The 13,138-nt window shown below is 55.4% G+C and carries 18 protein-coding genes; 13 read left to right on the plus strand and 5 right to left on the minus strand.

What is annotated here, in order from left to right; genetic code table 11:
- Positions 1-41: 41 nt before the first annotated feature.
- Both OU789_RS05100 and pyrC read right to left on the minus strand, forming a co-directional pair.
- Positions 42-722 carry an orotate phosphoribosyltransferase gene (locus OU789_RS05100; RefSeq protein ID WP_263953522.1) on the minus strand — a complete coding sequence of 227 codons (681 nt, stop codon included), beginning with the start codon at positions 720-722 and terminating at the stop codon, positions 42-44.
- 44 nt (positions 723-766) lie between these two features.
- Complete coding sequence (pyrC, locus tag OU789_RS05105) at positions 767-1,804, minus strand: dihydroorotase (RefSeq protein ID WP_274653850.1); 1,038 nt, start codon at positions 1,802-1,804, stop codon at positions 767-769.
- A gap of 214 nt (positions 1,805-2,018) precedes the next feature.
- Between pyrC and OU789_RS05110 the strand changes: the two genes are divergently transcribed.
- Genes OU789_RS05110 through ureC form a run of 6 tightly spaced genes read left to right on the plus strand, consistent with a single transcriptional unit; the run spans position 2,019 to position 6,033 of the window.
- Complete coding sequence (locus tag OU789_RS05110; RefSeq protein ID WP_274653851.1) at positions 2,019-2,882, plus strand: urease accessory protein UreD; 864 nt, start codon at positions 2,019-2,021, stop codon at positions 2,880-2,882.
- 8 nt (positions 2,883-2,890) lie between these two features.
- Positions 2,891-3,193 (plus strand): urease subunit gamma, encoded by a 303-nt coding sequence (locus tag OU789_RS05115; RefSeq protein ID WP_263953519.1) that lies wholly within the window; start codon positions 2,891-2,893, stop codon positions 3,191-3,193.
- A gap of 6 nt (positions 3,194-3,199) precedes the next feature.
- The gene (locus OU789_RS05120; RefSeq protein WP_263953518.1) at positions 3,200-3,505 is read left to right on the plus strand and encodes an urease subunit beta; all 306 of its coding nucleotides are present in this window, start codon (positions 3,200-3,202) and stop codon (positions 3,503-3,505) included.
- Positions 3,505-3,912: a lysozyme inhibitor LprI family protein gene (locus OU789_RS05125; protein WP_274653852.1), complete on the plus strand. Its 408-nt coding sequence runs from the start codon at positions 3,505-3,507 to the stop codon at positions 3,910-3,912. Before OU789_RS05120 ends, OU789_RS05125 begins: the two co-directional genes overlap by 1 nt.
- Positions 3,909-4,313 (plus strand): lysozyme inhibitor LprI family protein, encoded by a 405-nt coding sequence (locus tag OU789_RS05130; RefSeq protein WP_274653853.1) that lies wholly within the window; start codon positions 3,909-3,911, stop codon positions 4,311-4,313. Before OU789_RS05125 ends, OU789_RS05130 begins: the two co-directional genes overlap by 4 nt.
- A 10-nt stretch (positions 4,314-4,323) precedes the next feature.
- A complete protein-coding gene (ureC, locus tag OU789_RS05135; protein ID WP_274653854.1) occupies positions 4,324-6,033 on the plus strand; it encodes an urease subunit alpha in 1,710 nt (569 codons plus the stop codon).
- A 143-nt stretch (positions 6,034-6,176) separates the two neighbouring features.
- Here ureC and OU789_RS05140 read toward each other — a convergent pair whose 3' ends face one another.
- Entirely contained in the window at positions 6,177-6,515 is a 339-nt protein-coding gene (locus OU789_RS05140; protein WP_274653855.1) for a hypothetical protein, read from the minus strand.
- A gap of 205 nt (positions 6,516-6,720) precedes the next feature.
- On the opposite strand from OU789_RS05140, the gene OU789_RS05145 reads away from it, so the two are divergent.
- Genes OU789_RS05145 through ureG form a run of 4 tightly spaced genes read left to right on the plus strand, consistent with a single transcriptional unit; the run spans position 6,721 to position 8,803 of the window.
- Positions 6,721-6,927 carry a DUF1127 domain-containing protein gene (locus tag OU789_RS05145; RefSeq protein WP_263953513.1) on the plus strand — a complete coding sequence of 69 codons (207 nt, stop codon included), beginning with the start codon at positions 6,721-6,723 and terminating at the stop codon, positions 6,925-6,927.
- A gap of 49 nt (positions 6,928-6,976) precedes the next feature.
- The gene (locus tag OU789_RS05150; RefSeq protein ID WP_274653856.1) at positions 6,977-7,552 is read left to right on the plus strand and encodes an urease accessory protein UreE; all 576 of its coding nucleotides are present in this window, start codon (positions 6,977-6,979) and stop codon (positions 7,550-7,552) included.
- A complete protein-coding gene (locus OU789_RS05155; RefSeq protein WP_274653857.1) occupies positions 7,549-8,172 on the plus strand; it encodes an urease accessory protein UreF in 624 nt (207 codons plus the stop codon). Before OU789_RS05150 ends, OU789_RS05155 begins: the two co-directional genes overlap by 4 nt.
- Positions 8,173-8,191: 19 nt before the next feature.
- The gene (gene ureG / locus OU789_RS05160; protein ID WP_274653858.1) at positions 8,192-8,803 is read left to right on the plus strand and encodes an urease accessory protein UreG; all 612 of its coding nucleotides are present in this window, start codon (positions 8,192-8,194) and stop codon (positions 8,801-8,803) included.
- Between the two features lie 14 nt (positions 8,804-8,817).
- Here ureG and OU789_RS05165 read toward each other — a convergent pair whose 3' ends face one another.
- Together OU789_RS05165 and OU789_RS05170 are read right to left on the minus strand one after the other, a co-directional pair.
- Complete coding sequence (locus OU789_RS05165) at positions 8,818-9,792, minus strand: phosphoadenosine phosphosulfate reductase (protein ID WP_274653859.1); 975 nt, start codon at positions 9,790-9,792, stop codon at positions 8,818-8,820.
- Positions 9,793-10,093: 301 nt separating this feature from the next.
- Positions 10,094-10,384, minus strand: coding sequence for a hypothetical protein (locus tag OU789_RS05170; RefSeq protein WP_274653861.1), 291 nt, complete (start codon positions 10,382-10,384; stop codon positions 10,094-10,096).
- Between the two features lie 210 nt (positions 10,385-10,594).
- Between OU789_RS05170 and OU789_RS05175 the strand changes: the two genes are divergently transcribed.
- The 3 genes from OU789_RS05175 to OU789_RS05185 all read left to right on the plus strand — a co-directional run bounded on the left by OU789_RS05175 (position 10,595) and on the right by OU789_RS05185 (position 13,131).
- The gene (locus OU789_RS05175) at positions 10,595-11,563 is read left to right on the plus strand and encodes an XdhC family protein (protein WP_274653862.1); all 969 of its coding nucleotides are present in this window, start codon (positions 10,595-10,597) and stop codon (positions 11,561-11,563) included.
- Positions 11,560-12,561, plus strand: a complete 1,002-nt coding sequence (locus OU789_RS05180; RefSeq protein ID WP_274653864.1) for a molybdopterin-binding protein — start codon at positions 11,560-11,562, stop codon at positions 12,559-12,561. The genes OU789_RS05175 and OU789_RS05180 overlap by 4 nt, the downstream gene beginning before the upstream one ends.
- A 108-nt stretch (positions 12,562-12,669) precedes the next feature.
- Positions 12,670-13,131: a (2Fe-2S)-binding protein gene (locus OU789_RS05185; protein WP_274653866.1), complete on the plus strand. Its 462-nt coding sequence runs from the start codon at positions 12,670-12,672 to the stop codon at positions 13,129-13,131.
- Positions 13,132-13,138 lie beyond the last annotated feature (7 nt).

The raw sequence follows: 13,138 nt of genomic DNA on the forward strand, positions 1-13,138 counted from the left end.
TAGGGGCTACCGTAAAGAACTGCCCCTAGATGTTGATCAGATCAGGCTTTCTTGTGGGCCTCTTGCCAGCCGCGCGGATCGTTGAGGAAGGCTTCTACCTCTGTCAATGTTTCCTCGTCAAAAGCATTGGAGGCTTTGGCCTCGGCCAATACATCCCACCATGTGCAAAGGTGGTGCAGCGTAACCCCGTGATCGCCAAGCGTCTTTTCGGTTTCAGGGAAGATACCGTAGTAGAAGATCACCGCTGTATGTCCACAAGTGGCGCCAGTTTCGCGGATTGCGTCCACGAAGGAGAGCTTGCTGCCGCCGTCGGTTGTCAGGTCTTCAACGAGCAAGACGCGCTCGCCCTCGCTCATCGCGCCTTCGATCCGTGCGTTGCGGCCATAGCCTTTCGGCTTCTTGCGAACATAGCTCATTGGCAGCGCCATACGTTCTGCAACCAGCGCGCCAAAAGGAATGCCTGCGGTTTCGCCACCGGCCACGTTATCAAACGCTTCAAAGCCTGCATTGCGCATGACCGTAACAGTCAGGAAGTCCATCAACGTCGAGCGGATACGTGGGAAGGAAATCAACTTGCGGCAGTCAATATAAGTCGGGCTCGGCAAACCACTGGCCAGCGTGAAAGGTTCGCGGGCGTTGAAGTGTACCGCTTCGATCTCAAGCAACATCCGCGCAGTCAGTCGTGCGATTTCTTTCGGGTCGGGATAGGCGCTCGGGATCATAGCGGTTCCTTTTGTTTGATTGGTCTATTTGAACGCTGCGGAGCTTAGTCCGCAACCCGCCAATGCAGCGGAAATCCAGGGTCAAAGACGGTTACGGTTTCATCGCCAACGGTGATCTTATCAGGGTAGGTGACAGGCTCGCCTTTGGAGAGCGTGATCGTATTTTCATTTGCCGGGAGGCCATAAAACGCGGGCCCGTTCAGCGAAGTGAAGGCCTCGAGTTTCTCGAGGGCGCCTTGCTTTTCAAACACCTCGGCGAGAATTGACATGGTGTTGGTCGCGGTGAAGCACCCTGCGCAGCCACAGGCATTTTCTTTGAGCTTATCCGTATGTGGAGCGCTGTCAGTTCCAAGGAAGAAGCGCGCGCCACCCGATGTGGCGGCCTCGACCAGCGCTTCGCGGTGCAACTCACGTTTCGCAACGGGTAGGCAGTAGTAGTGTGGCTTGATGCCGCCCACGAGGATGTGGTTGCGGTTGATCACAAGGTGGTGCGTTGTGATGGTCGCGCCGAGATTGTCTTGGCTCTTGGCGTAGTCCACACCGTCTTTGGTTGTGATATGTTCCATCACAGTGCGCAGACCCGGGGTGCTTTTGCGGATCGGATCAAGGACACGGTCGATAAACACGGCCTCGCGGTCAAAAATGTCAATTTCAGGGTCTGTCACTTCACCGTGTAGACAAAGAGGCAGGCCGATCTCGGCCATTTTCTCAAGCACGGGGCGAACATTGTCAAAATTGCTAACGCCGCTGGCAGAGTTTGTTGTTGCGCCCGCAGGGTACAGCTTCACCGCAGTGATCAGCCCGCTTGCATGAGCTTTCGCGACATCCTCTGCATCTGTGTCTTCTGTGAGGTAAAGCGTCATCAACGGAGTGAAGTCCGCGCCATTTGGCATCGCCGCCGTGATCCGATCTCGATAGGCTGCGGCTTGCGCTCCTGTTACAACAGGCGGCACGAGGTTAGGCATGATGATGGCGCGGGCAAAGTGGCGTGTCGTTTCGGGCAAGACTGCCGCGAGCATATCGCCATCGCGCAGGTGTAAATGCCAATCATCGGGGCGTCGGAGCGTGAGTTCATTCGTCATGCCCCTGCGCTACACAATTGCTGCGCAGTTTTCCAGCGGCGATTGCAGTCAGGAGGCAATTTCCCGACTGCATGGAAATGGTCAATTCAGGGGTGTTTGATTAATTTTTAGGCGAAGGCGCATTTTTTCGGCATATGCGCGCCTTTTCCTTGAGCGGAAGCTTGCGGATGTGTGGCTCTGTTGCCTAGGAATGAGGCAAGTTACGAGGGCTGGGATGCTGGATCAGGCGACAAATTTTACAACACATGGCGGTCAGCCACCTGCGAAGCAGGGGCGTATGCAGCGCATGGTTGGTCGTGGTGCAGTTGGTTTGGCCATGCGCGGCGCGCGCCCAACCTTGACCGATCTACATCAATCCGGCTCGGCCAAAGTGTTTTTGCCGCGCGTCCACCGCGATGTGCCGGAACTTGTGTTTCTCAACACTGCGGGCGGTGTTACTGGCGGCGATCACCTTTGCTATGACATGAAAATTGGTACTGGCGTTGCGGCAATGGCCACCACGCAAACCGCCGAACGAGCGTATCGCTCCACTGGTGAAGTCGGGCGAGTCGATGTGTCGATATCCGTTGGAGAGGCGGGCACTTTGAGCTGGTTGCCACAGGAAACGATCCTTTTTGAAGGCTCAAATCTCGGCCGCCGCACCACGGTTGAGCTCGCTTCGGACGCGTGCTTTTTGATGGCGGAAAGCGTTGTTCTTGGGCGCGCCGCCATGGGCGAGACCATCGAAAGCCTTTCGTTCTCTGATTGGCGCGAGGTGCGCAGATGTGGAGCGCCGGTTTGGGTTGACCCATTTGCAATCTGCCAAAAGGTTATTGACGGGAGCGAGAGCGCCGTGACGCTTGCAAGCGCACGCGCCTTCGCCACAATCGCGTTGATCGAGCAGGGAGCCGAAGACGCAGCGGAGCGGTTCCGTTCTGTGATTGAATCCTTTGATGGAGTCGTTGCCGCTGTGAGCGGCTGGAACGGGAAATGCATCATTAGAATGCGGGCAACGGACGCATGGCCCCTGAGGCGCGCCGTTGCACAACTACTCAAGATCGCGCGGCAGGGCAGCCTCCCGCGCGTTTGGCAAGAATAGGGAAGACAATGAACCTGACCCCGAGAGAAAAAGATAAACTTTTGATTAGCGTGGCGGCCATGGTGGCGCGAGGACGGCTGGAGCGCGGCGTAAAGCTCAACCATCCCGAAGCGATTGCGTTGATCACCGATTTTGTTGTCGAAGGTGCGCGCGACGGCCGTTCGGTTGCCGATCTGATGGAAGCGGGTGCCCATGTGGTTAAAGCTGATCAGTGTATGGATGGCATCGCCGAAATGATCCACGACGTGCAGGTTGAGGCTACATTTCCAGACGGCACAAAACTCGTCACTGTTCATCATCCAATCAGGTAGGTTCCTATGATTCCCGGAGAGATTTTCCCCCAAGACGGCGACATTGTATTGAACGAAGGCGCAGAAACGGTGACGCTTGTCGTGTCCAATACTGGCGACCGCCCTGTACAGGTTGGAAGCCACTATCATTTCGCCGAAACGAACGCCGCACTTGAGTTTGACCGCGATCAAGCGCGCGGCATGCGCCTTGATATTGCCGCCGGAACCGCAGTGCGTTTTGAGCCAGGGCAAACGCGCGAAGTTACGCTTGTGCCGCTCTCTGGTAAGCGGGAAGTTTACGGATTTAATCAAAAGGTTATGGGAGCACTTTGATGCGCCTTTTTCTCGCAGGATTGTCTTGTAGTGCATTGTTAATGCTGCCGTATGCGGCCACCGCAGAAGAGCTTAATTGCGACGATCCGGTTACCCAACGTGAGATCAATGCTTGCGCGTATCAACGGTATCTGAAGGCCGACGAAGCGCTCAATTTGGCGTGGGAAAAGGCAATGACTGCGATGAAGGAAATTGACGCTGCCAATGACATAAAAGAGGGCGGCGCGGCGGACACGCTCCTTGCGGCGCAACGCTTGTGGATTTCTTACAGGGACAAGGCCTGCGAAGCGGAGGGATGGCTTTATCGCGGTGGTACGCTTGAGCCGTTCATCGTTTCTTCATGCCTTGAGGATTTATCGAACCAACGCACAGAGCGGTTGGAATTTATAGCGGAGATAGACGGATGAGATTAATTGGAATTCAGGCGGCTATCCTGCTGGCGCTTTATGGCGGATCATCAGCAGCGGCGGAGCAAGGTGAATGCGCCAATCCGGAGATGACCGAGCAATTCAATGAATGTGTGTGGCAATCTTTCGTGCGCGCCGATGAAGATCTAGAATTTGCATTCTTGATGGCGCTCGAAGGCGCAAGGCAGATCGACGACATTTTCCCTGATGGCCCGGCAACCGCCGAAGCCCAGATTTATTATTCGCAACAGGATTTCTACAATTACCGTGATAGCAAATGCGCTGCGGACGCGCTGCCTTATCAGGATGCCGATCTGTATTCGGCCGTAGTTTATTCTTGCCTCGAAGCCATGACCCGCCGCCGCGACGAAGACCTCCGCGCGGTTTGGGAAGCAAACTAAGGAAACGACCATGCCCGCAAAAATCTCTCGTGCGACCTATGCCGATATGTATGGACCGACCACCGGCGACCGCTTACGGCTTGCCGATACCGATCTGATCATCGAGGTTGAACGCGATCTGACGACTTATGGCGAAGAGGTTAAGTTCGGCGGCGGCAAGGTGATCCGTGATGGGATGGGTCAGTCGCAGATAACGCGAGCAGGTGGGGCTGTTGATACGGTTATCACCAATGCGCTGATCGTGGATGTAACGGGCATCTATAAAGCCGATGTCGGCCTAAAGGACGGTGTGATCGCAGCGATTGGCAAAGCGGGCAACCCAGACACACAGCCGAACGTGGACATAATCGTTGGTCCTGGCACAGAAGCCATTGCGGGCGAAGGGCGTATTCTCACGGCGGGGGGCTTTGACAGCCACATTCACTTCATTTGCCCGCAACAGATGGAAGATGCGCTCCATTCCGGTGTGACGACGATGCTTGGCGGCGGCACTGGCCCCGCACACGGCACACTCGCCACGACCTGTACGCCGGGGCCGTGGCACATTGCTCGGATGCTTCAGGCAATCGACAACGCGCCGATGAATATAGGGCTTGCGGGGAAGGGGAACGCCTCACAGCCAGCGGCTTTGGTCGAAATGATCGAAGGTGGGGCCTGCGCCATGAAACTCCACGAAGATTGGGGAACAACGCCGGGTGCAATTGATTGCTGCCTGTCCGTTGCCGATGACATGGATGTGCAGGTCATGATCCACACGGACACGCTCAACGAAAGCGGCTTTGTCGAGAATACGGTGAACGCGATCAAGGGGCGGACGATTCACGCATTCCATACAGAAGGGGCAGGCGGCGGTCATGCGCCCGACATCATCAAAGTTGTGGGCGAGCAGCACGTTATTCCAAGTTCGACCAACCCAACGCGACCTTATACGGTGAACACGATCGAGGAGCATTTGGATATGCTCATGGTGTGCCACCACCTCGATAAAGGAATTCCGGAAGACGTCGCTTTTGCTGAAAGCCGTATCCGCCGCGAAACCATCGCCGCGGAAGATATCCTGCATGACATGGGGGCGTTCTCGATCATAGCGAGTGATAGCCAAGCCATGGGGCGCGTGGGTGAGGTTTTGATCCGCACGTGGCAGACCGCCGACAAAATGAAAAAGCAGCGTGGTCGTTTGAGCGAGGAAACGGGCGACAACGACAATGTGCGCGTCAAACGCTATATCGCCAAATACACGATCAATCCTGCGATCGCCCACGGAATTAGTCGCCATATCGGCAGCATTGAAATTGGCAAACGCGCCGATCTCGCGCTCTGGTCGCCTGCATTCTTTGGCGTGAAGCCCGAGATGGTCTTGATGGGTGGCAGCATCGTAATGGCTCAGATGGGAGATCCGAACGCCTCAATTCCAACGCCGCAGCCCGTTTACTCTCGCGAGATGTTCGGCGGTATGGGCAAAGCAGTTGCGCATTCCGCTGTCAGCTTTGTGTCCGCTGCGGCAGAATCTGCAGGGCTTGGTAAGGCGCTGGGCTTGTCTAAAACCACGCTAGCAGTCGAAAATACTCGGGGTATCGGCAAGTCTGACATGGTTATGAACAGCGCAACGCCAGAAATCGAAGTGAACCCCGAAACTTACGAAGTGCGCGCGAATGGTGAGCTTCTAACGTGTGAACCTGCGCAGAGCCTGCCTATGGCGCAACGCTACTTCATGTTCTGATGGTTGCTCTAACACAATGGCAAAACCTTGCGAACCGAGCGCAGGAAGGTCAAAGACACGCAAATGGTGCCTTTGACCCTGTCTGCGCAGCGCGCTCGGATTATCAGAGCGCAGTCACACAGGAAGGCAGGCCCGCTGTACAGCTAGCAATAGACGCCGCCTTGTTTGGTCAGGTCAATCACCTCGCCGTGCCCAATATACATGTCGTCGCTTGGAGTGAAGCGGTTGCGAACCTTGATGTGGGTGCGAAAGCGTGTTGTCCAGTAGTGCGGATCACGCCGTATTTCCGCGGGAAGGCGTCCGGGATCGAATTCGCGGGATTCTTCTTGCTCCACAAGGACGTCGCAGCGACGCCCCTTAAAAACGCGCGTGTCACGCTCTTGGATAAAGCGCAAACTCAGGCGCATTTCTTCTTCTTTGAGGGTGCCAATTCGGTCGCGCAGCGCGGCGAGCCGATCAGCAGAGGGATGTGTTTCCAGCATTGGTTTCTCCAGCAGCTATGCCCTCAATCATCAAGCGAGTCGGTTAAAGAAATGCAAATACATGCAGTAAATAAAGGGTTAATGACTGGGGGATTGCAAAAAATGCATGGCCGGTTTGCCGAGGTGTGGGTTGTTCTGCGGTGCAGCATTGCACATATGATTGGTCGAGAAACAGGAAACTTCTCGACTGAACAGGAGAAATACCATGGCATATGTTGCTACACAGAAATACGATGCAAAACCTTCGATCTTCTCTGCTCTGATCCAAGGCGTTCAAAACGGCTTCACATCATTCGCAGAAGCTCGCAAGCTTGCTGCCGACGCACAAGAACTGGAAGCGCTGAGCGATCGTCAGCTTGCAGATATCGGCATCCGTCGCGACGAAATCGCACGCCGCGTGGCTGGCCTCTAAACCTGCCACCGAGGCGCGCAGCGTCTTACCAAATCCAGCAGGTGCGCTCATGAGCGCACCGCTGCACCACCCAAAGTTTTCCCCGACGAAATGCTACCGTTTCGAACGAAGCCAAGGCGAAAACGTACCGTTTGATGACATTGTCGAGCTCCCCTATGAAGGGCGACTGCTGCGGCGCAAACGGCTTATCACTACGGATGGCGAGACTGTATTGCTCGACCTGCCGGAAGTGACCAATCTCGATCACAATGACATTCTGATACTGGAAGATGGCCGACGCGTTGCTGTCAAAGCAGCGTCAGAGGAGCTTTTAGCTGTGTCCGGAGCTGATTTGCCACGTTTGGCATGGCATATCGGTAACCGTCATACGCCCTGTCAGATTGAAGGGGGGCGGCTACTTATTCTGTACGATCATGTGCTCGCGGATATGCTTCGCCAACTCGGCGCAACTCTGGACGAGGTGACTGAGCCTTTTACGCCAGAAGGTGGCGCATACGGTCATGGGCGGACTTTCGGCCATAGCCATGGACCTGCTGACCATGCACATGAGCATGACCACCACCATGATCATAAGCACGACCATCATCACCATCACGGCCATTCTAACAAGAAAGACGAGACGTGACTGCTGATCTCCTTTCTTTGACGCAGTGGCTCTCGCCTGCATTTCCGTTGGGCAGCTTTGCGTATTCCCACGGATTGGAAACTGCCGTTGTGCAAGGCGACGTGCGGACAGCCTCTGAGTTGGAGCGTTGGATCAATGACGTATTGCAACACGGCGCAGGGCGCGTTGATGCGATCCTTTTGTGCCAAAGCTTCAAAGGCGCGGAGGTTGCCGATCTTGCCTGTGCGCTAGCCGCAAGCAAAGAGCGCCTTGAAGAAAGCGAGGCGCAGGGCAGGGCGTTTGTTGAAACAGTTAACGCAATTACAGGGTCCGAGCTCGCAGCGGCGCCTTTGCCGGTTGCGGTTGGTATCGCTTTGCGTTCGTTGAGTCTTGGTGCGGTGGAAGTTGCTTCGCTCTATCTACACGCCTTCGCGTCGAATCTCGTGAGTGTCGGGGTGCGTTTTATTCCGCTTGGCCAAACCGAGGGGCAGCAGGTACTTTCTGCGCTGCACGCGACAATCACAGATATTGCCACCGCCGCAAGTACGGCCGCGTTGGACGATATTGCTTCCGCTGCATTTGGCGCAGATATGGCCGCGATGCAGCACGAAACCCAAGACGTTCGCATATTCAAGACATGATGCTGAAGGAGATTAGAGGATGACATCGCCAAACGGACCATTGCGCGTTGGAATCGGCGGGCCTGTGGGCGCAGGCAAAACCACGCTGACAGAGATGTTGTGTCGTGAATTGACCAAGTCCTATTCGGTCGCTGTGATCACCAATGATATCTATACGCGCGAGGACGCAGAGGCGCTCATGCGGGCGCAGGTCTTGCCCGAGGCCCGTATTCGCGGGGTTGAAACCGGTGGTTGCCCACACACAGCGATCCGAGAGGATGCAAGCATCAACCTCGCTGCGGTTGCTGACTTGCGCGAAGCCTTCCCTGACCTTGATATCGTATTGATTGAGAGCGGCGGAGATAATCTTGCCGCAACCTTCAGCCCTGAACTCGCGGATCTGACCCTCTATGTGATCGACACCGCCGCAGGGCAGGATATTCCGCGCAAAAAGGGGCCTGGGCTTACGCGATCGGACCTCTTGATTATTAACAAAACGGACCTCGCGCCTTACGTCGGCGTTGACACCGCACAGCTCGAGGCAGACGCAACATCCGCACGCGGAGACCTGCCGTTCGTGATGGCGGCGCTCAAATCGGGCAAGGGCGTTCCCGAGGTTGCCAAATTCATCCGCGAAGCTGGGGGGCTTTGATTTAGTGCAGAGCGCTACTCGGTCGTAGCCGTATCCACCGCAATCGGATGCAGGTGATGCAAATTGTTGGCGCGGCGTCCAAGGCGGGTTTCAACCTCGTGAAGGCGCCGCTCAAACTTTGGTGCAGTCAGGCGCGACACAACGTTCTGACACAGCATGAGCGATAAGAAATCGCGGTCGTCATCCTGTGTCCGAGTGTTGAGGCGTCGCAAATAGGGGAAATGCTCCCGCCGCGCGCGATACAATTTGAAGAAGTCGAGCGCAGTGAAGCCACCTTGGCATGCCTTTTCGATCATAGGCTGCAAAATCTTCATCTCTTCAAGGCTTTGCTGAATATTTGCGCCGAGATTACGGCATCTCAGCAGCTCTACGTTTGAGCGGTTAAAGAGGGATGCATGCATGGCATCGAACTCTTCGTCGGGATCAAACACAATAAATGCGCGATCCGCGCCTTCGAGCATGTCAGGGGCAAAGCCATAGCGCTCGGTGAAATCCAACCGTCTTGCTGCTGGGTATCGTTTGTCCCAACCGGCGAACTCGGTATCAAGCGTTGCTTGGGGTTGTACCGCAATAACCGTCGCGCCCGGGGCCGCTACAGAAAATGCCGCCGCCGCATAGCCGCACATGCCAGCACCATAGAAAACAACGTTGTCAAAATCCTCGAAGAAACCGTCGTCGATGAGCCGATCAAAATAGCCGTAAAGGTATTTGTCACGGAACCACGTATCACCATGGGCGAGAATACAGAGGTTGGAAAACCCATTCTCCGCCACAAGCTGGAATCCAAGCGGACTATCGCCTTTGCCGCGATTGCGAACGGATGCGATGGTTTCAAACGTCACGACAAGCGTCGGGCTCTCGTCCGTCAAAATGGCGGAGTGGTTTGGTCCGACGGGTTCAAAATACCCGCGATCCTCTCCGTCAACTTCAAGGCGGGCGAGCCAGTCTTGGGTTTCGGAGTCCAGTGGAGAGCGTGTGTCGTGAGTCATTGATAGTCCTTAAAAGCAGAGCATCGCGATCCTTGCGATGTGCCTGCTCTTAATGACAACGCAATTTGGCAAAAATTGGAAGCTGCAGCGTATTTTTTGCAACCTAGGGGTGCGCTTTGCGATAATCCGCTTACTTATGGGCGCTTTGTTGCGCAAAGCGGGTCAATCAGAGGGGAAAATCTGCTAAAATTTGTCTAAAAGCAGGAGGTACTCACCAACAGATCGAAGAATTTGAGCGCGGCAATGACGCGCCGCTCGGATTCTCGAATCGCAGTCAGGTGATTTCGCGATGAGAAGGGGCTTACTGGTCGAAGAAACCGTCGAGGGCCGCAAGGTCTGGAATGACTTCAAACTCGGGTTGGCCAGAGATCGGGCCTTCTTCCCAAGTCAGGGCAACAACGGCGATGAAGTCTCTGTCTCCTTTGAATGAGAATACCGCTTCGTCGGACTCAGAGCTTTGCGCAACGGCGGCAGCCGTACGGCCAAAAAGCGGATGTCCTTCGGCAAGTTCTGCCGCGAGTTCGGTTTCTAGGGCCGCTGCATTTACCGGAAGTTCCCAACCTGTGGGAAGCGTGTTTTCTGCGTCGCTCATGTTTTTGGCTTAACTGAATGAATGGCTGAATACCACGCCCGATCAGGGCAGTTTGGTTTTTTGATCGGAAAACTGTGGCAATTCGGTAAAATGTCCGAAAAGCTGCTTATGATTGTTGCGGTGCTGCCTTGCCGTGGAGTGCCGAATTTCCCCTTGTGAATAGGGCGCGCGCGGTGGCAACCTGTCATAAACATCCAGAGGGTTACGCACATGGATTTCGACGCAATTCCGGAAACAGCACTTGCTTGGTATCGCCAAGGAAAAGGGGCTGCGCTCGCAACCGTGGTCGAGACTTGGGGGTCAGCGCCGCGCCCCGTCGGCTCTCAACTCGCGATATCGGGCGATGCTGGCATTGCCGGCTCTGTGTCTGGCGGGTGCGTGGAAAGCGCGGTTGTCACCGAAGCTCTCGACGCGATTGAGGACGGAAAGCGGCGTATTCTGGAGTTTGGCGTCTCTGATGAAACAGCTTTTGAAGTTGGCTTGGCGTGCGGCGGAAAAATCCGTGTGATGGTCGAGCCAATTGGTGGCAGCCTTTCCGAGGATATCTTGGCTAAACTTGTCGCAAAACGCGCAGCGCGGGCGCCGATTGCTTATGTCGTTGGAGCCGACGGGCGCGGAGAGCTACAAGATCCAGCCCTTCATGCAGCGCGATTCCGTGCCGATAAATCCGGATTTGAGGAGGATGGCGAAACATTTGTCGCCGTTCACAACCCGCCGCTGCGCATGGCAATTATCGGCGCGGTTCATATCGCTCAGGCTTTGGTGCCGATGGCCAAGATGGCCGGATACGATACGTTAATAGTAGACCCTCGTGCGGCATTCGCGAGCGAAGAAAGGTTTCCGGGGGAAACGCTGGAATGCGACGACTGGCCAGATGTCGCGCTCAAGAATTGGGGGCTCGATAGCCGGACAGCCGTTGTAACGCTTTCACATGACCCAAAAATTGACGACCCAGCGTTGATTGCCGCGCTAAATTCCGATGTTTTTTACATTGGTTCGCTTGGATCAAAACGCACGCATGCAAAGCGCGTCGAGCGGTTGGATGAAGCAGGGTTCAGTGCCGAAGATATTGCCCGAATTCACGGACCTGTCGGGCTGAACATCCAAGCGCGAACACCCACAGAAATCGCGCTCGCGATCCTCGCCGAAGTGACCGCGGTGTTGAGGAACGGCGCATGAAATTCGGGCCAGTCCCAACGGAATCTGCGCTTGGAGCTATTCTTGCGCATTCCGTGAGCGTTGGGGGCACAGGGAAATTACGTCTGCGCAAAGGCATAACCTTGACGCATAAAGAGATCGATTTGCTATTGCAGGCAGGTATCGAAGAAGTCTCTGTTGCGCGGCTTGGTCCGCATGACCTTGACGAAAACACAGCGGCCACGCGTGTGGCGGAGGCACTTGTTGAGGGATGCGATGAGTTAAAGCTCAGCAACGCTGGTACGGGGCGGGTAAACATTTTCGCCAGGGCAGCGGGTGTCACCCGAGTTGATGCGGCGAAAATTCACGCGGCTAACGCGATTGATCCCATGATCACAGTTGCGACGGTGCCGCCCTATGCGCGGGCCGCAAAAGGACAGATGATCGCGACTGTTAAGATCATTTCATACGGTGTTGCAGAGAGCCACATCGCGGAAGTCGCGGACATATCGGTAGGTGGGCTCGGGCTAGAGACGCCTGTGTACTCCACTGCCTGCATGATAGAGACCGTTGGCCAAACGATGAGCGACAAGGGTTTTGAAGCAACGCGCGCACGGGTTGAGGCGCTGGGTGTTCATCTCACGCGCGGGCCACGAATTGATCACAGTGTCGAGGCAATTTCAGAGGCTCTGCAGGCTGCTAAAGAAGAGGTGTTGTTGATCCTGACGGCTTCAGCGACCTCAGATATCGACGACATTGCGCCCACAGCGCTGAAACAGGCAGGGGGCGAGGTTACGTGCTATGGCATGCCGGTTGATCCAGGCAATTTGCTGTTCTTCGGAACACTCGGCTCTAAGCCCGTGATCGGCCTTCCGGGCTGTGCGCGCAGCCCAGCCTTGAACGGTGCGGATTGGGTGCTTGAGCGGCTTTTGTGCGGGATAGACGTAACGCAATCGGATATCTCAAAGATGGGAGTCGGTGGATTACTCAAGGAAATTCCAACCCGCCCGCACCCACGAAGCCGAACCGAAAGCGAATGACATTCATTCTGTGAATGTCGCAGGAATTGGTGATTCAGATAAAAGAAGCGGTTTTAAGTCAGCGAAAGCCGTGTTTTAGTACGTCGAGGATTTGAGGAGAGGGACGCAATGACCAAGATCAGCATATCGGTGAACGGCGAGTCAAAATCCGCAGAGGTGGAAGATCGTACGCTTTTGTCTCATTTCCTGCGGGAAAACCTTGGACTGACCGGAACGCATATCGGTTGCGATACAAGCCAATGCGGTGCCTGCTTGGTGCATGTGGATGGCCTTGCGGTGAAATCCTGCACGATGTTCGCTGTGGAAGCTGATGGCACGGACGTCCGAACAATCGAAGGTATGGCAAATGCCGATGGATCGCTGAGTAAAATTCAGGCGGCGTTTCAGGAACACCACGGGCTTCAATGTGGATTTTGCACGCCCGGGATGGTGATGTCAGCCGCAGCGCTTCTTAAGGAGAACCCGAATCCAAGCGAAGAGGACATCCGTGTATTCCTTGAGGGCAATATCTGTCGGTGCACTGGGTATCATAACATTGTCAAAGCCATTCAGGCTGCGGCAGCGACATAAGCGACGA

Source organism: Halocynthiibacter sp. C4 (genome assembly GCF_028823805.1).
GTDB lineage: Bacteria > Pseudomonadota > Alphaproteobacteria > Rhodobacterales > Rhodobacteraceae > Falsihalocynthiibacter > Falsihalocynthiibacter halioticoli.

What these genes read in the sequence shown, in the direction of transcription:
- OU789_RS05100 (WP_263953522.1), bottom strand. Translation starts at nt 722, where the DNA reads ATGATCCCGAGCGCCTATCCCGACCCGAAAGAAATCGCACGACTGACT.
- OU789_RS05150 (WP_274653856.1), top strand. Translation starts at nt 6,977, where the DNA reads ATGAGCGCACCGCTGCACCACCCAAAGTTTTCCCCGACGAAATGCTAC.
- OU789_RS05170 (WP_274653861.1), bottom strand. Translation starts at nt 10,384, where the DNA reads ATGAGCGACGCAGAAAACACGCTTCCCACAGGTTGGGAACTTCCGGTA.
- OU789_RS05115 (WP_263953519.1), top strand. Translation starts at nt 2,891, where the DNA reads ATGAACCTGACCCCGAGAGAAAAAGATAAACTTTTGATTAGCGTGGCG.
- OU789_RS05125 (WP_274653852.1), top strand. Translation starts at nt 3,505, where the DNA reads ATGCGCCTTTTTCTCGCAGGATTGTCTTGTAGTGCATTGTTAATGCTG.
- OU789_RS05120 (WP_263953518.1), top strand. Translation starts at nt 3,200, where the DNA reads ATGATTCCCGGAGAGATTTTCCCCCAAGACGGCGACATTGTATTGAAC.
- OU789_RS05165 (WP_274653859.1), bottom strand. Translation starts at nt 9,792, where the DNA reads ATGACTCACGACACACGCTCTCCACTGGACTCCGAAACCCAAGACTGG.
- OU789_RS05110 (WP_274653851.1), top strand. Translation starts at nt 2,019, where the DNA reads ATGCTGGATCAGGCGACAAATTTTACAACACATGGCGGTCAGCCACCT.
- OU789_RS05145 (WP_263953513.1), top strand. Translation starts at nt 6,721, where the DNA reads ATGGCATATGTTGCTACACAGAAATACGATGCAAAACCTTCGATCTTC.
- OU789_RS05130 (WP_274653853.1), top strand. Translation starts at nt 3,909, where the DNA reads ATGAGATTAATTGGAATTCAGGCGGCTATCCTGCTGGCGCTTTATGGC.
- ureG (WP_274653858.1), top strand. Translation starts at nt 8,192, where the DNA reads ATGACATCGCCAAACGGACCATTGCGCGTTGGAATCGGCGGGCCTGTG.
- ureC (WP_274653854.1), top strand. Translation starts at nt 4,324, where the DNA reads ATGCCCGCAAAAATCTCTCGTGCGACCTATGCCGATATGTATGGACCG.
- OU789_RS05185 (WP_274653866.1), top strand. Translation starts at nt 12,670, where the DNA reads ATGACCAAGATCAGCATATCGGTGAACGGCGAGTCAAAATCCGCAGAG.
- pyrC (WP_274653850.1), bottom strand. Translation starts at nt 1,804, where the DNA reads ATGACGAATGAACTCACGCTCCGACGCCCCGATGATTGGCATTTACAC.
- OU789_RS05180 (WP_274653864.1), top strand. Translation starts at nt 11,560, where the DNA reads ATGAAATTCGGGCCAGTCCCAACGGAATCTGCGCTTGGAGCTATTCTT.
- OU789_RS05175 (WP_274653862.1), top strand. Translation starts at nt 10,595, where the DNA reads ATGGATTTCGACGCAATTCCGGAAACAGCACTTGCTTGGTATCGCCAA.
- OU789_RS05140 (WP_274653855.1), bottom strand. Translation starts at nt 6,515, where the DNA reads ATGCTGGAAACACATCCCTCTGCTGATCGGCTCGCCGCGCTGCGCGAC.